Here is an 18,219-nt window from a genome sequence, read left to right as displayed (position 1 = left end):
CGGCCACCTCGGTGCCGCGGTCAGTCCTCGTCGGGCTGCGGGGCGGTTGCCGGGGAGGGGCCGAAGGTGTTGCGGTAGACCGCCGGGGTGGTGCCCGTCCAGCGGGTGAAGGCCCGGCGGAGGGCGCGGGCGTCGCGGTAGGCGAGGCGGCGCGCGACGGTCTCCAGGGGCAGGTCCGTGTCGTGGAGCAGGGCCAGGGCGCGGCGGCGGCGGGCGCCGTCGAGTTCGTCGCGCCACGTGGTGTGCCGGTCGTGCAGCTGGCGTTGGAGTGTGCGGGGGCTGACGGCGAGGCGGTCGGCGACGTCGCGCAGGGTGGCGTCACCGCGGGCGAGGGCGTCGGCGACCGCGGCCTGGAACCGTTCGGTCCAGGTGGGCGCGGGGCGGGCCGCCGTGGTGAGCCAGTCGGCGTAGCTGCACAGGATCGTGGACAGCGCGTCCTGGCGCTGCTCGGCGGCGGCGCCCGGCGCCGGAGCGCGGCGCGAGGCGGACTGGGGGCCGTGCCCCGGAAGGCGCTGCCGCGCACCGGCGCGTTCGGCGACGTCCAGCAGCGTGATGGTGGCGGTCGGCGCGCCGAACTCGATCAGGTTTGTGCCGAACGCCTCGGCGAGATGGCGGTGGGAACCGCCGGGCGCCCTGCCGGTGAACGCGACGCGGACCGGCTCCACGGGACGTCCGGTGACCTCCCGCGCGCGCCGCAGGGTGATGCCGAGGGCGAACCGTTCCAAAGCAGCCGCGGAGTCGCGTTCGGTGGGGATCACGAAGGAGACGCGCAGCAGCCGTCCGTCGTGGGCGACGTCCATGCCGACGTCCGGATCCGCCAGGACGGGGAGGTGCCGGGCGGCGTTCCGGCAGCCGTCGACGAACGTCGACCCGCAGGCGAACAGATAGTCCCACACGTGCAGTTCACCCATGTGCGCACGCCCCGCGAGCAGGGATCCCGCGCAGCGGCCGGGCAGCGCCGAGACGAGGTCCCACATCCGGTCGACCGTGGCGGTCGGGACGCGGTGCCGGTCGTCCGCCGACCCGAGTGCCGACAGGCCTGGCAGACCGACGAGTTCGCCCCGGGGGATGCCCAAGGTCAGAGCCGTGTTCACCATGAACCGCGCCATGTGTACGGAGACCGTGCCGTCGAGGGACCCCGACGGCTCCGGCGCCGCGGCGGACCCGCTGTGGGCGTGCCCGCGCTGGACGTGCGCAGGGTGCGGATGCATGCGCTTCGTGCCTTCCCCGTGTGCGAAATCGTGTGCCGTCGGGCGTTCCTCTGCCGCCGGCGGATCTCCCACACCGGTATGAACTGGACGCGTACTCCATTCTCGGAAGACCGGCGGCCATGATCAACGACGCATCGCATCACGCGCGTTTCACTGGGGATCACGATCGCGAGGCGGCTCGCCGGCCCGGCCCGCGAAGGCCGGGCCGGCGGCCGGCTGGTCAGTCCTCAAGTGTTCCCGGGTTCCCTGCACGGATCCGGGCGGGGAGGAAACGGTGCCTCACCACCACGAGGACGGGTAACGGTGGTCCGGCAGGATCCGCCCCAGGACGAACCCTCCGGCGATCACCAGCAGCGCAGCGGGGAGCACGGGGTTCAGCAGATAGCTCACGTGCGGGTGGGACAGGCCGATGAGCGCGGCCGTGGCCGTCGCGGGCGGGTGCGGGGCGCGCAGGAGCAGCATCGGGGCGGTCGCGAGACCGGCCGCCACGGCGGCCGTCCACACCGACGGCCCGGCGATCCAGGTGACGAGCAACGCGACCAGCGACGCCGATACATGGCCGCCCACGATGGCGCGCGGCTGCGCGAACGGGACGTGCGGCGCGAAAGCCACGATGGCCGCACTCGCTGCGAACGGCAGTGCGAACAAGTGCAGATGCGTCGCGGACGACACGGCCGCGAGCAGCAGCAAAGCCGCCACCGTCGCGCCCGTGGACGCAAGGACGACGGTGACGGCCGGACGTTTGGAGGGAGGCGCGGTGGAACCGGACATCGGCACTTCCTTCGGCGGGATCGGGATCGGGATCGACGAGTCGACGACGTCGACGTGATCGAACGTAGGCCCGAAGATCCACTTCGCCCGGGGCCTGACGCGCCACAGACCGGTCCTCACGCGCCAATCCGGAAACGATCGGGCGCCGAAGACGTCCTACGCCCCGAACGGCCCCCCACACGCCCGCACGAAGTCGCACAGCACCGGGTCCTCGTCCGCCGAACGCGACCACGCCACCCCCACCCGGCTGGGGCTCACCCCGACGACCGGCCGGTATGCGACCCCCGGCCGCTGGTAGAAGCGGGCCGTCGCCTCCGGCGTCAGGCTCACGCCGTACCCGTTCGCGATCGCGGTGAGCCACTCGTCGGGGTTGTGCGCGACCGCGCCGATGTGGACGGGACGGCCTTCGCGTTCGTCCGTCGCAAGCCACCAGTCGCGCCAGCGGCCGGCCTCAGGCGGCGGTGCGACGAACGGCTCGTCCCACAGCTCCGCGAACGGGATCTCGGCCCGCTCCGCCAGCGGATGGCCGGACGGCAGCGCCACCCAGCGCGGCTCGGTGAACAGCACCGTGACCTGGAACGCCTCCTGGTCGGGGAACGGGAGCCGCAGCAGGGCCGCGTCCACCGCGCCGTCCGCGAGCCCCGCGGTCGGGTCCGACCAGTCCGTCTGCCGCATGTCGACGCGCCAGCCCGGGCGGCCGCGGGCGAACGCCGCGATGATGGCCTGCGTGTGCTCGTTCGCCGCACTCGCCACGAACCCGACGCGCAGCACCCGCGCCGCCCGGCTCGCGGCCTTCCGGGCCCGGCGCAGCGCCGCCTCCACTCCGGCGAGCGCGCCGGGCGCGGCCTCCGCGAGCGCGGCGCCCGCGGCGGTGAGCGTCATCCCGGCCTTGGAACGGACGAACAAGTCGACGCCCAGCTGCTTTTCGAGCTGCCTGATCTGCTTGGTCAGCGCCGGCTGCGACACGAACAGCCGCTCCGCGGCACGGGTCAATGTGCCCTCCTCGGCGACCGCGACGAAGTAGCGCAGCAGGCGGGTGTCGACATCCATGCCGCCAGGTTATGGAAGCGGATATTGGACGTCCCGGCCGGGGCGCCAGCAAAGTTGATCACGCAGGGAACACCACGAACCGACCGCACACCGCAAGGGAATGAGCGCCATGTCGAGCACCGACCCGAAGATCGAGGCCATCGGGAAGTTCTTCGCCGCCTACGCCACCTACGACCTCGACGGCATGCGGGCGGTGCTCACCGACGACATCGAGTGGACCATCCCCGGCCACCACCCGCTGTCCGGCACCAAGCGCGGCGTCGAGGAGGTCGTCGCGTTCTTCACGGAGCTGGGCAAGTCCGGTTTCCAGGCGGACCCGTTGTTCCTCGAGGCCAACGACGAGTACGTCGTCGACATCCACCGCGGCTGGTCCACCGAGGGCGTCGGCAAGGTCGACACCATGTGGGCGCTGGTGTGGCACTTCAACGCCGACGGCAAGGTCGACCGGGTCCACAACCTGTCCGGCGACCAGCACCAGATGGACAACTACGTGTGGAGCAACTACACCCTGGCGCCCATCCCTCAGCGGCTGGGCTGACCCCGGTCGGACGCGTCGAACGCGGCGAGCGCCCTGGCCCCCGGGCGCAGGGCGCCCGCCAATGCGTCGATCGCCGACGCGTCCAACCCGCCCACGGACTCGACGAGTTCCTCGACCGTGTCCCGGACGATCTCCTCGGCGACCGCGCCGACGCCCGCCCGCGGACCCAGCTTGCTGACCGCCGCGGCGGCGCGGGTGGGCGTGAGCAGCGCGGTCGCCTCGACGACCAGCCACGCGGGAACGCCTGCCGCGCCCTGCGGCGGCGGCAGGAACGGCCGTGCCCCGTTGTACCGCGCGTCCTCGGCGAAGGCGTCCTGCTTCGCCTTGGCCGCCGGGCGCGGGCCGGACTCGGCCTCGGACCAGGCACCGGCGGGCTTGAGCACGTACCCCTCGGCGAGGTTGTCCTCGAGCTCGGGCAGCCCCAGCACTGCCGGGACCCGGGTCGGGAACGTGCGCGGCAACTCCTGCAGCGCGTTCAACCGGCCGTGCCCCAGCGGCGGTACGCAGGCCAGTCCGGCGGTCGCCGCGGCCTCGCGCACGGCCCGGTCCGCGAGCCACAACACGCCGTCGCCGACGTCCACCGCGGCGTCGAACAGCAGCCAGTGCAGGCCGGGCGCGTACCAGACGCCGGTCTGCACCGGCTCGACACCGGGCTCCGCCGGCACCACCGGGTGCGGGTAGCGGCCGCCCGCGAGCTCGCCGTACAACGTGACCGGCACCGCGCCGGAGGACCCGGCGCGCACCGCCTCCACGAACCGTGCTGCCGCCACGGCGAGTTCGGGCCAGATCCGGCTGACGCCGAAGAACGCGTCGAGCGACCCGTCGCCGAGCACGTCGCGGCGCTTCGCCGGACGCACCCCGGCGCCGTCGCACACGACGGCGAAGTGCGCGCCGTGCACCTTCTCTGCGGCGACCCACTCGCGGACGCCGGCCATGCCCAGACGGGCCCTGGACGGGATCTTCGGGTAGGGCCGGAGCGCCGGCGCATCGGACATGACCGGATCATCGGATGGGAGCAGCTGTGCGATCAAACGGAATTCACCCGCGGGACACCTCAGCCGACGCGGCGACCGCCGCGGTACCGCACAATGACGGCATGAACGATCATGAGTCCGCGGGCACCTTCCTGGTCATCGGCGGTTCGGGCCGCACCGGCCGGCTCGTCGTCGAGCGGCTCCTCGCCCGCGGCGCGCGGGTGACGGTGGCCGGGCGGCGCCCCGGCAACCCGCCGCGCGGCGCGACGACCGCGACCGTCGACCTCGGCCGCGGGATCGACCCCGCGCTGCTCGACGGCGTCACGGGCGTCGTGGTCTCCGTCGAGCCCCCGGCGGACGACCGCGGCGCGCAGGCCGTGATGAACCACGGCGTCGCCGACCTCGCCGCGGCCGCGGCCAAGGCCGGCACCAAGGTCGTGCTGGTCTCGCAGATCTACATCACGCGTGCGCACGAACACCCGTCGCTGGCAGGCATCATCGTGGCCCGGGCGGCGGGCGAGGAGGCTCTCCGCGCGAGCGGGGCGCCGTACGCGATCGTCCGCCCCGGCTGGCTGACCGACGCCCCGGCGGGCGGGGCACGGCTCGAACAGGGCGACACCGGCGACGGCCGCACGAGCCGTGCCCTGGTCGCCGACGCGACCGTCGCCGCACTGTTCGAACCCGCCGCGTCCGGAAAGACGTTCGAGGTCTTCGACGCCCCGGGCGCCCAGGTGGCTTCGTGGTCCGACGAGTTCGCCTCGCTGCGCCGCGACTAGAGGTCTACGCCTGGCGGGTCGGCAGGACGACCAGCTGGCGCAGGTTGACGTGCCGCGGCCGCGAGGCCGTGTACGCGATCAGGTCCGCGACGTCGTCGGCCGACAGGGTGCCGATCAGGTCGAACAGCTGGCCTAGCTGTCCGTCGTTGCCCAGCGCCGCGTTGTCGATGTGCGAGCCCAGCTCGGTGTCGGTCAGGCCCGGCTCGATGTTGGTCACGCGTACGTCGCGCGGCCCCAGTTCGGTGCGCAGGCTCGCGGACAGCTGGGTGAGCGCGGCCTTGGTGGCGCCGTAGACGGCGTAGTTCGGGAACAGCACGTGCGCGCCGATCGAGGAGATGTTCACCAGGTCCGCCGGACCTCCGTCGGCGGCGGCCGCGACGAGGTCGGCGGTGAAGGCGCGGATGACGCGCAGCGCCCCGGTGACGTTGGTGTCGATCATCTTCGACCACTCGTCGATACGGCCGTCGTCGACGGGGTTGGGCAGCATCACGCCCGCGTTGTTGACGACCAGGTCGACCCGGCCGAACTCGGCGCGCACGCGGGCGGCGGCCGCGTCGACCGACTCCTGGTCGGTCACGTCCGCCGCGACCGCGATCGCGCGGCCCCCGGCGGCGGTGATCTCGTCGGCCAGCTCCTTGAGCCGGTCCTCGCGCCGCGCGAGCAGTGCGACCGCGGCGCCGTCTCCGGCCAGCCGGCGGGCGGTGGCGGCGCCCATGCCGCTCGCGGCTCCGGTGACGACGGCGGTGCGGCCGGCGAGGTTGTACGTCATGGGGTGCTCCTCGGTTGATCCTTGGGCGGTTCCGTGCGGTGCTTGCGGGAACCACTCTGCGCGGCGCGCGAGGGTCCACCCAGAGCAGCGGTTTTCCTGGGTCTGCCACAACCACCCTGAGAGCTCATCCCAACCCGGGGCTGCCGAGGCCCGGAGGGGCGCCACTACGTTGTACGTGTGGCGATCAAGGACAAACTGAGCACTCTGCCGGTCATCGGCCGCACGATGGAGGCCTACGACCGGTACACCGAGCGGAACGGGAACTTCGCGTCGGCAGCCGTGGCGTTCTACGGCTTTCTGGCGCTGTTCCCGCTGATCGCCCTCGCCGCGGCGATCGTCGCGGCGACGCTCAGCCCGGGCCGCGTGGAGGAGCTGCAGAAGAACATCTCCAACCAGATCCCGGGCATCGCCGACCGGGTCAACGTGCAGGGGCTCGTCGACAACGCCGGCGAGGTCGGTTTCATCGGCGGCGTGCTGCTGCTGTTCCTCGGACTGGGCTGGGTGGGCGCGCTGCGCCCGGCGATCCGCGAGATGTGGTTCGGCGACCAGGCCCCGCCCGACGGCATCGAGAAGACCGTCCTGATGAAGGCCAAGGACGCGGGCACGCTGATCGGGCTCGGACTGGCGATGGCGGTGTCCGTCGGCGCGTCGGCGTTCGCGACCAGTGTGATCGGGCGGATATCGCACTCCATCGGACTGGCTGAACACCCGCTGGGACGCTGGCTGTTGCAGGCCGCGGCGTTCGGGGTCGCGGTGCTCGCCGGCGTCGTGCTGTTCCTCTACCTGCTGGTGGGCATGCCCCGGCTGGAGATGCCGCGCCGGACGGCACTGCGCGGCGCGCTGATCGGCGCCGTCGGCTTCGAACTGCTCAAGATCCTCGTCTCCAAGTACATCGCCGACGTCGCGGGCAAGAGCATGTACGGCGCGTTCGGCGTCCCGGTGGCGCTGCTGCTGTGGATCTACTTCGCGACCCGCCTGCTGCTTTTCTGCGCGGCGTGGACGGCGACGGCGAAGCACCCGGTGGACCGCAAGTAGCGGGTCCGCTCGTCGAACAGATGTGCCGGGCCACAGGTCTTCGCTCATGCGGATGGCGTTCGCCCGAGACGCCCCGGACCAGGCGAAATCCGTGGCAGGCTGCCCATGTCGCGGTCGTCCGGGCTGCGGCGGATCGGGCGGAAAAGGGGGGAGTGCCATGGGTGCGCCGCTGCGTGCGCAGGGCGAGGGCGTCGCCGACGAGCCGCCCGGCGCCGGGCCGGGGTTCGGGCGGCGCCGGTTCCTCGGGTACGTGCTCGCCGCGTCGACGCTGACGGCGGCGGCCCGGATCGGCGTCGACCTCGTGGCACCGGCCGAGGCCGAGGCCGCCGTGCCCGGGCTGCCCGGTCCCGCCGAGATCCTCGACCTCAACGACATGCTCACCGTCGCGGCCCTGCCCACCGCGAACCTCATCACCGTCCGCGTCGAACCCGACGGCACCGCGTCGTTCGCGCTGCCGCGCGCCGAGGTCGGGCAGGGCGTCACCACCTCCAGCGCCATGCTGATCGCCGAGGAGCTCGACCTCCCGCTCGACATGGTCCGGGTCACGCTGGCCGACGCCCGCCCCGAGCTGCTGTTCAACCAGATGACCGGCGGGTCGAACACCACGATCGCCACCTACACGCCCATCCGTGTCGCCGCAGCCGTCGCGCGGCGCCGCCTCCTCGATGCGGCCGCGCTCGAGTTCGGCGAGGCCGTCTCCGCGCTCACCACCCGGCTCGGCGTCGTCACCTCCGCCGTCGGCCGCACCGCGACCTACGGCGAACTCGCCGTCAAGGCCGCCGCCCTGACCACCCTTCAGGTCACCGTCGAGCTGAAGCCGGAGAGCGCGTTCACCGTCGTCGGCACCCCACGCACCCGCATCGACGCGCGCGCCGCGGTCACCGGCCGCAAGCAGTACGCCATGGACCTCCAGGTCCCCGGCGCCCTCCCGACCATGGTGTGCCGGCCGCCCACCATCAACGGCACCGTCCGCTCCGTCGAAAACCTCGCCGAGGTCCGCGCGATGCCGGGGATCACCGACGTCGCGGCGGTCTCCACCGGTGTCGCCGTGCGCGGCCGCACGTTCGGCCAGTGCATCGACGCGGTCCGCGCCCTGCACGTCACCTGGGGCCCCGGCACCGCGGAAGGCGCCTCCGACGCGAGCGTGTACGACGAACTGCGCCGCGCCGAGCTCCCGCTCGTCGTCCCGCCGCTGCCGCTGCTCACCAAGGCCGTCGACATCCGCTTCACCTTCCAGTTCGCCGGGAACAGCGCGCTGGAGACGAACTGCGCCGTCGCCGACGTGCGGCCCGACCGCGCCGAGATCTGGGGCTCGTTCAAGTCGCCGATCACCGCGCAGGAGACCGTCGCGGCCAGGCTCGGCCTGCCGGTCTCCGCCGTCACCCTCCACGTGGTCGACGGCGGCGGCTCGTTCGGCCGCAAGCTGTTCTTCGACGCGGCCCTCGAAGCCGCCGAGATCTCCCGCGCGTTCGGCAAACCGGTCAAGCTCATGTGGCACCGCGCCGACGACGCGCGGCAGGGCCGCACCCACCCGATGTCCATCTCGCGGGTGCGGGCCACGCACACCCTCGGCCAGGTGCTCAGCTACGAGCAACGCCACACGTCGGTCGCCACCGACTTCGGCCACGGCCTCGGCGAGGTGATCACCGCCACCGCCGCGCAACTCCCGGTCGGCGACCTGACGTTCTCCGAGACCATCTTCACGCTCACCCAGCAGACGCCCTACGACTTCGGCGTCGTCACCCAGCTGCTCAGCGAGGTCGACAAGGGCTTCAACACCGGCAGCATGCGCAACATCTACTCGCCCAACGTGCGGTGCGCGCAGGAGCTGGTGGTCGACCAGATAGCCGCCGACATGGGCAAGGACCCGTACCGGTTCCGCCGCGAGTTCCTCAAGGACGACCGGGCCCGGGCCGTCCTCGACAAGGTCGCCGACCTCGGCCACTGGGGCCGCGCCATGCCCGTCGGCACGGCGCAGGGCATCGCGCTGCACCCCGAGTACCACTCGGTCGTCGCCGTGCTGGTCGAGATCGACTGCCGCCCCGAGACCACCGGGCGGCGGATCCCGAACGCGGTCACCGGGCCGCGCGTCACCAAGGTCGTGTGCGCGGTCGACGTCGGCCGCGCGGTCAACCCGCGCGGCCTCGAGGCGCAGATGATGGGCGGGATCATGGACGGTATCGCGCTGACCCTGACCTCCAGCCTGCACCTGAAGGACGGCCACTTCCTGGAGGCCAGCTGGGACAACTACTTCTACACCCGGCAGTGGAACTCCCCGCCCGAGCTGCAGATCGTGGTCATGCCGCCGACCACCGGCGAGCCGGGCGGAGCCGGGGAACTCGCCGTCGCGGGCGCGATGGCCGCCGTCGCCTGCGCCTACCGGCGCGCCACGGGGACGATGCCGACCACGTTCCCGATCAACCACAACGCGCCGCTCGCCTTCGAGCCGAAGCCGACCGTCCCGCCGGTCCCCGCCTCGCCCACCGACGGCCTCGGCCGCGCCTACTAGGAGCCCCCGATGCCCCTCCACACCTTCCGGCTCAACGGCGAGCAGGTCACCGTCGACATCGAGGACGACGTGCGGCTGCTGTGGGTGCTGCGCGACGTCCTCGGCGTGACCGGCCCCAAGTACGGCTGCGGCATCGGCGTCTGCCAGGCCTGCACCAGCCACATCAACGGCAAGGCCTTCAACCCGTGTTCGGTCCGCGTCGCCGACGTCGCGCCGACCGACGAGGTCACCACCATCGAGGGCCTCCCCGCCACCGTCGGCCAGGACCTCCACCCGATGCAGGAGGCCTGGCTGGAGTTCGACGTCGCCCAGTGCGGCTACTGCCAGCCCGGCCAGATCATGGCCGCCGTGGCCAAGGTCCGCCAGGCCCGCGCCGCCGGCCACGAGATAGGCGACGCCGACTTCGACGAGATACGCAACATCTGCCGCTGCGGCACCTACCACCGCATCCGCGAAGCCGTCCGCGCGGCCGCAGACAGGTTCTGACCCTCGTCGTCGGTCGGCCGCGGCCTCCGCCTCACTCGCCCGCGGCGGCGGACGCGGCGGTCGGGGTGGCGGCGGCGCGGAGGCGGAGGAGGACGGTGCCGATGAGCTTGTCCTCGGGGCAGTAGCCGCATTGCTTGGAGTCCCGGGAGGCCGGGCGTTCGCCCAGGAGGACGAGCATGCCCGGGGGGACGTCGGGGCCGGGGCACAGGTGGGCCCAGTCCGGGACGGGTTCGCCGGGGACGGCGGCGATGCGTTTGACGTACCAGTTGTCGGGGACGGCGTCGGCGGGCGGGTTCCAGCCGAAGCGGGGGTGCGGGGCGACGACGACGGCCAGGCGGCCGGTGGCGATCCGGTGCCTGCCGCGGAGCATGAGGACGCGGTCGCCGGGCATGAGCGTGGGCGCCATGCTGTAGCCGCGGACGGTCACGGCCATGAGCCGTCCGCGGGCCAGCCACACGGCGGCGGCGAGGACGAGGACCCCGGCAAGGGCGATGAGCAGGGCGGTGGTCACCTGACGACCTCCTCGTAGCCTTCGGCCTGGGTGGTGAAGAGCTCGGCGTAGACGCCGTCGGCGGCCATGAGCTCGTCGTGGGTGCCCGCCTCGGACACGACGCCGTCGGCGATGACGACGATGGCGTCGGCGGCGCGGACGGTGTTGAGGCGGTGGGAGACGAGGACACTCGTCGAGCCCTGGCGCAGCGCGGTGAGCCGGTCGTGGAGATGGCGTTCGGCGGCCGCGTCGAGGCCTGTGCTCGGCTCGTCGAGGATCATCAGGTCCCGTTCTGAGCGCATCAGGGCCCGGGCGAGCGCGACGCGCTGCCACTGCCCGCCCGACAACTGGACGCCGGAGACCGGGTCTTCGGCGTCGTCGGGGAAGAACATCCGGCTGAGCATCGTGTCGTAGCCCTGGGGGAGACCCGAGAGTTTGCCGTGGATGTCCGCGTCCTCGGCGGCGGCCTGGATGCGCGCGCCGTCGTGGAGCGCGCCGAGGTCGCCCAGGCCGATGTTCTCCGCGGCGGTGAGGTCGTACTCCATCGGGTCCTGGAAGACGACGCTGACCCGCTCGCGCAGTTGGTCCGGGGGGATGTCCGTGAGGTCGACGCCGTCCCAGTGGATGCTGCCGCGCTGCGGGTCGTACAGGCGGCACAGCAGTTTGACGAGGGTGCTCTTGCCGGCCCCGTTGAGGCCGACGACGGCCAGGGTGCTGCCGTGCGGGATGGTCAGGCTGACGCCGCGCAGGATCCACGGCCCGTCGTCGGTGTAGCGGAACCAGACGTCGCGCAGCTCGAGCCCGCGGGACAGCGGCGGCGGGGCGATCGGCGTCGCCGGGGCGGGGAGGTCGTCCCGGACCCGGGTGACGTGCAGGTAGTGGCCGAACATCAGGGCCGTCTGGTGCCCTTGGGCGACGCACCCGACCAGGCTGACGAGCGACGACTGCATGCCGGCGAGCGCGGCGACGAGCAGGGACACGTCACCGGCGGTGAGCGCGTGCCCCGCGGCCTGGTGCACTCCCCAGATGAGCGCGCCGGTGGAGACGGCCGCGCCGAGGACGGCGAGGCCCGTCTCGTACACCGCCAGGCGGCGGTCCAGGCGCTCCTCCTGCCGGTTGATGCTGTCGAGGTCGGTGCGCAGCCGCTGCGTGAAGTAGTCGCCGAGGCCGTAGAGCCGGATCTCCTTCGCCGCCTGGCTGTCGGTGAGCAGCTGGCGGTAGAAGATCTGGCGGCGGGCGAGGCTGCTGGTGCGCCAGAACATGTCCGCACGGCGGCGGCTGTTGGCCAGGTGCGCGAACACGGCCGGGATCGCCGCCGCGACGACGATGGCGGCCAGCGCTGGGCTGATGAACAGGAGGCTGCCGAGGAAGCCCGCCATGGTGAGGACCGCCTGGAGGCCCTGGAGCACCGCGCCGACGAGCCGCTCGGACCCCTGCGCGCTCTGGATGGCGAGCTGGATGCGGTTGTGGAACGAGGGCTGCTCGAGCTTGGAGAGCCCGCTGAGCCGGTTGACGGCCGCGAGCAGGTCGCTCTGCGCCTGCGTGGCCGTCGCGCGGCGGATGCGGCCGTCGGCGTACGTGGAGACGGACGCGCTCGCGGCGAGCAGGACGGTGAGCAGCCCGATGCCCGCCGCGGCCCAGTTGAGGTCCGACGTGTGGAAGTCGTCCGCGGTGAGGCTGTCGACGACGTACTTGAGCAACCAGGACGCGGCCACCGGCGCGGTGCCCGTGACGACGACCGTGGCGAGGCGCACGGAGAGAGCCCCGGGGCAGGCCCTGAACGCCAGGGCGAACACCGCGGACAGGCCCCGCAGGACTTCGGCCGCGCGGGAGACGAAGCGCCGGCTCATACAGTGACGACGTCGAGCGCGGGCAGGGACCCGAGGCCGATGCCGGTCTCGGTGATCGTCCCGTCGGCGTCGAGGAGGACGAAGCTCGGGTGGTAACGCACACCGAAGGCGGTGGCGACGGGACCGTTCGGCGGTTCGGTGGCGGTGAGTCCGGTGAGCGGGACGACCGCGTCGAGCAGCGGGCCGGCGTCGGCTTCCTGCCCGTTGATGACGGCGACGAGGCGTGCGCCCGCGGGGGTGTTGGCCTCGGCCCAGCGCTGGATGTCGGCGAGGCTCTCCCTGCTGGGGCCGCAGTTGGGGCGGAGGAAGGCGATGAGCGCGGGCTGCCCGGCCAGGGCCGACTCTGTGACATCGCCGTCGGGGGCGTGCAGGGTGAACGCCGGGAGGTGGCCGCCCTGTTCGACGGCGAGCCGCGGGGTGCCCGGGTCCTCGTGGGGGTGCGGGTGGGCCGCGGCGGGGGCGGTGATCGTGGCCCGCCAGGCCTGGACGACCACACGGGTGAGGAGCGCGTTGACGAGGGTGGCCGCGGCGACAAGGGCGAGGCCGGCGATGGCGTAGTTCACGCTGTCATCGTCCTTTCAGCTTCGGCCGGTACGGGTGGAGAAGAAGTGGGCGAGGTCGTCGGTGAACACGGCGAGCACGGTGAGGTAGCCCGCGGTGCCGACGGCGAGCGCGATCGCGGCGGCGTCGAGGGGCGCCGAGGTGCCGTCCGTGACGGCGACGACGCCGCCGAGGACGGCGAGCACCGTGAGCGTGACGTTGCGGGCGACGTGCCAGGGGCCCATCGGCACGGTGGTCCTGCTGCCGAAGCACGCGCAGCCGGCGGGGCTGGGACTGCGCATCGTGGTGACGGCCACCGCGGTGAACGCCGCGCACAGGAGCGCGGCGACGGCCAGTCCGACCCCGAGCGTCCAGGGCAGGGCGAGGAGCACGGCGGCGGCGAGCTCGGCCACGGGCACCACGACGGCGAGCGTGGGCCGGGCGGCGGCGGGCAGGAAGGGGAAGTCGCCCAGCGAGGCGGCGAATTGGTCGCGATCGCGCAGTTTCGCGACACCGGCCACAGCCAGCACGCAGATCAGCGTCAGGCGGCAGACGAGCAGCAGGTCGGACAAGTGTGACTCCGGAAGACTCGACGCGGGACCGGCGGGAACGTACGGGGCGGGCCGCAAGCGACCCGCCCCGCGCGTGTCAGCAGTAGTCGAAGCTCCCGCAGCTCACGCCGCACCGCGGCGTGACGCAACAGGTGCGGCACCGCTGGCCGCTGGTGGTCCACTCGGTCCAGCAGTCGTACGGGCAACCCGCCTCGGCGTCGGCCTTCGGCAGAATCCGCTCGATCAGGCGGCCGGCACCGGCCTTGAGTGTGCGCATGGTTCTCCTCCTTTATGCGTGGATGAACTGTGCGTAACCCGTGCTGACGGTCAGCAGTAGTCCCAGCTGCCGCAGCTGACACCGCAGTTGTGCGTGTCGCAGCAGCGACGGCAGCGCTGGTAGTTGTAGTTCCACTCGGTCCAGCAGTCCGGCGGGCAGCTCGCCTCGGCCTCGGCCTTGGGCAGGATCCGCTCGATCAGGCGGCCGGCACCGGCCTTGAGAGTGCGCATGGTTCTCCTCTTCTTATGTGGATGAACTGTGCGTGGTCCACGGCGTGGCCGCGTTGTTCCACGGCCGCACCGGGGTTCAGGACGCCGCGGGCACCGGTTGGCGGGCGACGGCGGAGGTGGCGGCGAGGACGCCGCCCTGGTACGTGAGGATCGTGGGATAGCCGGGCACGCGCAGCGCCTTGAACAGCGGCGACGCCTCGGGCTCGGGCACGATCTCGTCCGCCGGCCCGATCAGCGCGGCGGTCAGGCCGCTCTCGCCGGCTTCGGCGCCCATCAGCAGCGCCATGACCCGCCCACCGGACTCCCGGATCCGCTCGGCCTGCTCGGCGAAGACCGGAACCTTGTCGACGCAGGACGGGCAGTCGTGCGAGAAGACGCCGAGGAGCAGTCCCCCGGAGCGGAAGTCGTCCTGGGTCACGGTCCGGCCGCTGATCGCGGTGGCGGCGAATTCGGGCAACCTGTCCCCGGGTTGCGGTCCTTGTGCGACGAAGTCGTCGCGTCGGCGGACGACTTCGAGTTCCTGCCAACGGCGCAGGATGACCACGAGCAAGCCGAGGTTGAGCAGCGCGATGGTTCCGACGAGCACCAAACCAGCAATGACGTAAGGCAAGTTCGACCCCCTGGGCGGTTGCACTGGGGGAAAGTGTGGGGTCGCCGACGATCTCCGACTATCCAGAATGCGAGACGAAATTTGACGAAGATCGTTTGTTTAAACGCGAGTTGATGATCAACGCGCGGTAGGAAACAGACCCCGGGGCCGGGTTCTAGGCGTCGGAAGCCCGTCCGCGCCGCCGCCACCAGCCCCGGCGCGGACGGGGCGTGGCGGTCTGCGGGGCCGCGGGCGGGCGGACCCGGTCCGGGTGGGCGGCGCGCCACTCGGCGGCGATCGCGTCGGTGTCGAAGGGCTGGAGTCGCAGCAGCGGGCCGGGCGGGGGCATCCGCAGGGCCTTCTCGATGCGCTCGTTGATCGCCTCGACGATGCCGCGCGCCTCGCGTTCGGAGCGCGCGTGCAGGGCGTCCAGCAGCGCGTCCTCGGCGTCCTTGCGCAGCTGGAGCGTGGGGGGCAGCAGGGAGATGCCCTCGCGGTGCGCCTTGCGGCGGATCCACCACAGCTCGTCGTACGGCGCGTCGAGCGCCTCGGCGGGCCGGCCCGCGCCCGAGAGGTTGTCGAATTCACCGCGGGCCCGCGCCTGCCGGATGAGGTGGTCGACCCACGTCTCGAACGGCGCGTCCGGTGGCTTGCGCTCCGTCACTTCGCCTCCCTCGTGTTCGCCCGCGCGGCACCCCGCACGTCCAACCTACGCCGTGCGCCTCACCCGCCGTCGGCCCCGGCGCCCGGGATCCGGCTGGTCATGCGCTCCATGCCGTCGACCCAGTTGTCCCGGAGCGCGGCGGTCGCGGCCGGGATGTCCCCGGCCGCGAGGTGCTCGGCGATCCGGCAGTGCTCCTCGGCCTCGCGCTCGAGCAGGGCGTCCTCGCCGGCGATGAGGTGCGTGTAGCGGCGCATGCCGGCCTTGACGCTGGTCAGCAGGTCGAGCAGCCGCTCGTTGGGGCACTTGCTGAGCAGCAGGTCGTGCCACTCGTCGTCGTGGATCTCGATCTCCTGCTGGGCCGCGATGCGGTCCGGGAAGCCCTGCGCGAGGCGCAGCAGATCGGGGGCCAGGGCGAGCAGGTCGTCCGGCGCGGTCAGCTCGACGGCGAGCGCCTCGAGCCCGGCGACGATCTCGCACAGGTCGCCGAACTCCTTGCCGCTGACCGGCGCGAACCGGAAGCCGCGGCCCTGGTTGCTCTCCAGGATGCCCTCGCCGGCGAGCGTGATCAGCGCCTCGCGCAGCGGCGTCCGGCTGACCCCGAGCTCGGTGGCCAGAGCCACCTCGTTGAGGTCCTTGCCCGCCGCGAAGTCGCCGCGGTCCAGGCGGAGCAGCAGTTCTTCGCGGATCTGCTCGCGCAGCGGCCGGCGCTGGATCGCCATCTGTGGTGTCTCCCCGTCTCGTCGGATGGTGCTCGGTTCGTGCGTCGGTTCGCGTCGGTTCCCGAGTGCCCAGTCGTGCGCCCACTGGTATGCCCGATCGACCGGTTGTCGGCAAGTCGGGCGCCGAACTCGTGCTTGACGTGATCCCCGACACCCCATTATGAATTCTGAATACAAAATACAGGAAGCCCTAAGCGGAGGTCATCTGTGCAGCTCACCCGCGTGCCCGGACTGCTGTTCGGGGGCGACTACAACCCCGAGCAGTGGCCCGAGGACGTCTGGGCCGAGGACGTCCGGCTCATGTCCGAGGCCGGCGTGACCATGGCGACCGTCGCCGTCTTCTCGTGGTCGCGCCTCGAGCCCCGCGAGGGCGAGTACGACTTCGGCTGGCTCGACCGCGTCCTGGACCTGCTCCACGCGCACGGCATAGCCGCCGACCTCGCTACCGCCACCGCGACCCCGCCCCCGTGGCTGGTCCGCACGCACCCCGAGGTGCAGCCCGTGGACGCCGCCGGCACCCGTCTCGAGTTCGGCTCCCGCCAGGGCTACTGCCCCAGCTCCCCGGTCTTCCGCGCCGCCACGACCCGCCTCGCGCGTGCCATGGCCGAGCGCTACGCCGACCACCCCGCGCTCGCCATGTGGCACATCAGCAACGAGTACGCCGACCACACCCTCGAGTGCTTCTGCGACGAGTCGGCCCGGCACTTCCGCGCCTGGCTCGCCGACCGGTACGGGGACGTCGCCGGACTCAACGACGCGTGGGGGACCTCCTGCTGGGGCCAGCACTACACCGGCTTCGACCAGGTCGCCCCGCCCCGCAAGGCCCCGGGCCCGGTCAACCCCGCCCAGCTGCTCGACTGGCGCCGGTTCTGCTCCGACGCGCTCCTGGAGTGCTTCGAGGCGGAGAAGGCCGTGCTGCGCGAGGTCACCCCGGACGTCCCGGTCACCACCAACTTCATGAGCATCCTGCCCGGGCTCGACTACTGGACGTGGGCCGCCGCCGAGGACATCGTCAGCGACGACGCCTACCCCGACCCCGCCGACCCCGCCTCGCACGTCGCCGTCGCCCTCAGCTACGACCTCATGCGCTCGCTCAAGCAGCGCCCGTGGCTGCTGCTCGAACAGGCCCCGAGCGCGGTCAGCTGGCGCGAGGTCAACGTCCCCAAGCCCGCCGGCATGATGCGGCTGCACAGCCTGCAGACCCTCGCGCACGGTGCCGACGGCGTCATGTTCTTCCAGTGGCGCCAGGCCCGCTACGGCCCCGAGAAGTTCCACTCCGCACTCCTGCCGCACGGCGGCACCGCCACCCGCGGCTGGCAGGACACCGTCGGCCTCGGCCGCGACCTGGCGAACCTCGCCGAGATCGCCGGCACCCGCACCACCGCCGACGTCGCCCTCGTCTTCGACTGGAACTCCTGGTGGGGCCTCGCCGCCCCCGAGTCGATGCCGTCGAACCGGCTCGACCTCAGGGCGATGCTCCAGGCCTGGTACGCGCCGCTGCACGAGCGCGGCATCGCCGTCGACCTGGCCCCGCCCGGGCGCGACCTGTCCTCCTACAAGGCGGTCATCGTCCCCAACCTCTACCTGTGCACCGACGAACAGGCCAAGAACCTCGGCAACTTCGCCGGCCGGCTGATCGTCGGACCGTTCAGCGGCGTGGTCGACGAAGCCGACCGCGTGCACCCCGGCGGCGCCCCCGGACCGCTGCGCGACCTGCTCGGCGTCTCCGTCGACGAGTTCTGGCCGCTCGCCCCCGGCACCGCCCAGCGCGTCCGGTTCGCCGACGGGGCCACCGGCAACGTCCACGACTGGGCCGAGTGGCTCCGCGTCGACGACGCCGAGGTGCTCGCCCGCTACGACGACGGCGACCTGGCCGGACGCCCCGCCGTCACCCGCCGCGGCCGCGCCACCTACGTGAGCTGCCTGCCCGACGACGTCCGCCCGATCCTCGACCCCTTCCTCGCCGCCGCCGGCGTCGAGCCGGTCGCCGACGTCCCCGCCGGCGTCGAGGCCTGCCGCCGCGAAAGCGCCGACCACGCCTACCTGTTCCTGCTCAACCACGGGACCGCCGCGGCCGACGTGACGCTGCGCCGCCCCGGCACCGACCTGCTGACCGGACGCGCCCTGGAAGGCCGCACCACCCTCGGCCCCCGCGACGCCGTGGTCCTGCGGACCGCACGCTAGAAGGAG

Annotated in this window: 20 protein-coding genes; 6 read left to right on the top strand and 14 right to left on the bottom strand. The window is 72.6% G+C overall.

The genetic code is table 11. From position 1 onward, the window contains the following. Positions 1 to 20: 20 nt before the first annotated feature. From QI554_RS20305 to QI554_RS20295, 3 genes are all read right to left on the bottom strand, one after another. On the bottom strand, positions 21 to 1,211 hold the full coding sequence (locus tag QI554_RS20305) for an AraC family transcriptional regulator (protein ID WP_281471559.1): 1,191 nt from the start codon (positions 1,209 to 1,211) through the stop codon (positions 21 to 23). Positions 1,212 to 1,490: 279 nt separating this feature from the next. Next, the gene (locus QI554_RS20300; RefSeq protein WP_281471558.1) at positions 1,491 to 2,102 is read right to left on the bottom strand and encodes an HPP family protein; all 612 of its coding nucleotides are present in this window, start codon (positions 2,100 to 2,102) and stop codon (positions 1,491 to 1,493) included. A 36-nt stretch (positions 2,103 to 2,138) separates the two neighbouring features. Next, entirely contained in the window at positions 2,139 to 3,032 is an 894-nt protein-coding gene (locus QI554_RS20295; RefSeq protein WP_281471557.1) for a LysR family transcriptional regulator, read from the bottom strand. A gap of 109 nt (positions 3,033 to 3,141) precedes the next feature. Here QI554_RS20295 and QI554_RS20290 point away from each other — a divergent pair, with 109 nt between their 5' ends. Next, the gene (locus QI554_RS20290) at positions 3,142 to 3,570 is read left to right on the top strand and encodes a nuclear transport factor 2 family protein (protein WP_281471556.1); all 429 of its coding nucleotides are present in this window, start codon (positions 3,142 to 3,144) and stop codon (positions 3,568 to 3,570) included. Here QI554_RS20290 and QI554_RS20285 read toward each other — a convergent pair. Next, on the bottom strand, positions 3,555 to 4,565 hold the full coding sequence (locus QI554_RS20285; protein ID WP_281471555.1) for an RNA ligase family protein: 1,011 nt from the start codon (positions 4,563 to 4,565) through the stop codon (positions 3,555 to 3,557). The genes QI554_RS20290 and QI554_RS20285 overlap by 16 nt on opposite strands. Positions 4,566 to 4,666: 101 nt before the next feature. Here QI554_RS20285 and QI554_RS20280 point away from each other — a divergent pair, with 101 nt between their 5' ends. After that, entirely contained in the window at positions 4,667 to 5,320 is a 654-nt protein-coding gene (locus QI554_RS20280; RefSeq protein WP_281471554.1) for an SDR family oxidoreductase, read from the top strand. A 4-nt stretch (positions 5,321 to 5,324) separates the two neighbouring features. On the opposite strand, the gene QI554_RS20275 is transcribed toward QI554_RS20280, so the two are convergent. Further along, positions 5,325 to 6,089 carry an SDR family oxidoreductase gene (locus QI554_RS20275; protein ID WP_281471553.1) on the bottom strand — a complete coding sequence of 255 codons (765 nt, stop codon included), beginning with the start codon at positions 6,087 to 6,089 and terminating at the stop codon, positions 5,325 to 5,327. Between the two features lie 177 nt (positions 6,090 to 6,266). Here QI554_RS20275 and QI554_RS20270 point away from each other — a divergent pair, with 177 nt between their 5' ends. From QI554_RS20270 to QI554_RS20260, 3 genes are all read left to right on the top strand, one after another. Then, entirely contained in the window at positions 6,267 to 7,124 is an 858-nt protein-coding gene (locus QI554_RS20270) for a YihY/virulence factor BrkB family protein (RefSeq protein WP_281471552.1), read from the top strand. Between the two features lie 157 nt (positions 7,125 to 7,281). Then, the gene (locus QI554_RS20265; protein ID WP_281471551.1) at positions 7,282 to 9,633 is read left to right on the top strand and encodes a molybdopterin cofactor-binding domain-containing protein; all 2,352 of its coding nucleotides are present in this window, start codon (positions 7,282 to 7,284) and stop codon (positions 9,631 to 9,633) included. 9 nt (positions 9,634 to 9,642) lie between these two features. After that, on the top strand, positions 9,643 to 10,119 hold the full coding sequence (locus QI554_RS20260) for a (2Fe-2S)-binding protein (protein WP_281471550.1): 477 nt from the start codon (positions 9,643 to 9,645) through the stop codon (positions 10,117 to 10,119). 31 nt (positions 10,120 to 10,150) lie between these two features. On the opposite strand, the gene QI554_RS20255 is transcribed toward QI554_RS20260, so the two are convergent. The 9 genes from QI554_RS20255 to QI554_RS20215 all read right to left on the bottom strand — a co-directional run bounded on the left by QI554_RS20255 (position 10,151) and on the right by QI554_RS20215 (position 16,029). Beyond that, on the bottom strand, positions 10,151 to 10,630 hold the full coding sequence (locus tag QI554_RS20255; RefSeq protein ID WP_281471549.1) for a S26 family signal peptidase: 480 nt from the start codon (positions 10,628 to 10,630) through the stop codon (positions 10,151 to 10,153). Beyond that, positions 10,627 to 12,459, bottom strand: a complete 1,833-nt coding sequence (locus QI554_RS20250) for an ABC transporter ATP-binding protein (protein ID WP_281471548.1) — start codon at positions 12,457 to 12,459, stop codon at positions 10,627 to 10,629. The genes QI554_RS20255 and QI554_RS20250 overlap by 4 nt, the downstream gene beginning before the upstream one ends. Next, entirely contained in the window at positions 12,456 to 13,022 is a 567-nt protein-coding gene (locus QI554_RS20245; RefSeq protein WP_281471547.1) for a peroxiredoxin family protein, read from the bottom strand. The genes QI554_RS20250 and QI554_RS20245 overlap by 4 nt, the downstream gene beginning before the upstream one ends. 15 nt (positions 13,023 to 13,037) lie before the next feature. Further along, a complete protein-coding gene (locus QI554_RS20240) occupies positions 13,038 to 13,571 on the bottom strand; it encodes a MauE/DoxX family redox-associated membrane protein (protein WP_281471546.1) in 534 nt (177 codons plus the stop codon). Positions 13,572 to 13,647: 76 nt separating this feature from the next. Then, on the bottom strand, positions 13,648 to 13,827 hold the full coding sequence (locus tag QI554_RS20235; protein WP_281471545.1) for a hypothetical protein: 180 nt from the start codon (positions 13,825 to 13,827) through the stop codon (positions 13,648 to 13,650). Between the two features lie 50 nt (positions 13,828 to 13,877). Then, positions 13,878 to 14,057, bottom strand: a complete 180-nt coding sequence (locus QI554_RS20230; RefSeq protein ID WP_281471544.1) for a hypothetical protein — start codon at positions 14,055 to 14,057, stop codon at positions 13,878 to 13,880. Positions 14,058 to 14,133: 76 nt separating this feature from the next. Beyond that, a complete protein-coding gene (locus QI554_RS20225) occupies positions 14,134 to 14,643 on the bottom strand; it encodes a redoxin domain-containing protein (protein WP_281471543.1) in 510 nt (169 codons plus the stop codon). Between the two features lie 178 nt (positions 14,644 to 14,821). Then, complete coding sequence (locus QI554_RS20220) at positions 14,822 to 15,310, bottom strand: DnaJ family domain-containing protein (RefSeq protein ID WP_281471542.1); 489 nt, start codon at positions 15,308 to 15,310, stop codon at positions 14,822 to 14,824. A 59-nt stretch (positions 15,311 to 15,369) separates the two neighbouring features. Then, a complete protein-coding gene (locus tag QI554_RS20215) occupies positions 15,370 to 16,029 on the bottom strand; it encodes a GntR family transcriptional regulator (protein ID WP_281471541.1) in 660 nt (219 codons plus the stop codon). A 207-nt stretch (positions 16,030 to 16,236) separates the two neighbouring features. Here QI554_RS20215 and QI554_RS20210 point away from each other — a divergent pair, with 207 nt between their 5' ends. Then, positions 16,237 to 18,213, top strand: a complete 1,977-nt coding sequence (locus tag QI554_RS20210) for a beta-galactosidase (protein ID WP_281471540.1) — start codon at positions 16,237 to 16,239, stop codon at positions 18,211 to 18,213. The last annotated feature ends 6 nt before the right edge of the window (positions 18,214 to 18,219 follow it).

The sequence above is a fragment of the Yinghuangia seranimata genome, from assembly GCF_029953285.1.
GTDB classification, from domain to species: domain Bacteria; phylum Actinomycetota; class Actinomycetes; order Streptomycetales; family Streptomycetaceae; genus Yinghuangia; species Yinghuangia seranimata.
Note: the sequence above shows the minus strand (reverse complement) of the source record. Positions and strands in the feature narration are given on the sequence as shown.

Bases quoted from the DNA above. Each gene is read 5' to 3' on its own strand.
- QI554_RS20260 (WP_281471550.1), top strand. From the start codon at position 9,643: ATGCCCCTCCACACCTTCCGGCTCAACGGCGAGCAGGTCACCGTCGAC.
- QI554_RS20285 (WP_281471555.1), bottom strand. From the start codon at position 4,565: ATGTCCGATGCGCCGGCGCTCCGGCCCTACCCGAAGATCCCGTCCAGG.
- QI554_RS20235 (WP_281471545.1), bottom strand. From the start codon at position 13,827: ATGCGCACACTCAAGGCCGGTGCCGGCCGCCTGATCGAGCGGATTCTG.
- QI554_RS20265 (WP_281471551.1), top strand. From the start codon at position 7,282: ATGGGTGCGCCGCTGCGTGCGCAGGGCGAGGGCGTCGCCGACGAGCCG.
- QI554_RS20295 (WP_281471557.1), bottom strand. From the start codon at position 3,032: ATGGATGTCGACACCCGCCTGCTGCGCTACTTCGTCGCGGTCGCCGAG.
- QI554_RS20275 (WP_281471553.1), bottom strand. From the start codon at position 6,089: ATGACGTACAACCTCGCCGGCCGCACCGCCGTCGTCACCGGAGCCGCG.
- QI554_RS20230 (WP_281471544.1), bottom strand. From the start codon at position 14,057: ATGCGCACTCTCAAGGCCGGTGCCGGCCGCCTGATCGAGCGGATCCTG.
- QI554_RS20280 (WP_281471554.1), top strand. From the start codon at position 4,667: ATGAACGATCATGAGTCCGCGGGCACCTTCCTGGTCATCGGCGGTTCG.
- QI554_RS20305 (WP_281471559.1), bottom strand. From the start codon at position 1,211: ATGCATCCGCACCCTGCGCACGTCCAGCGCGGGCACGCCCACAGCGGG.
- QI554_RS20290 (WP_281471556.1), top strand. From the start codon at position 3,142: ATGTCGAGCACCGACCCGAAGATCGAGGCCATCGGGAAGTTCTTCGCC.
- QI554_RS20215 (WP_281471541.1), bottom strand. From the start codon at position 16,029: ATGGCGATCCAGCGCCGGCCGCTGCGCGAGCAGATCCGCGAAGAACTG.
- QI554_RS20250 (WP_281471548.1), bottom strand. From the start codon at position 12,459: ATGAGCCGGCGCTTCGTCTCCCGCGCGGCCGAAGTCCTGCGGGGCCTG.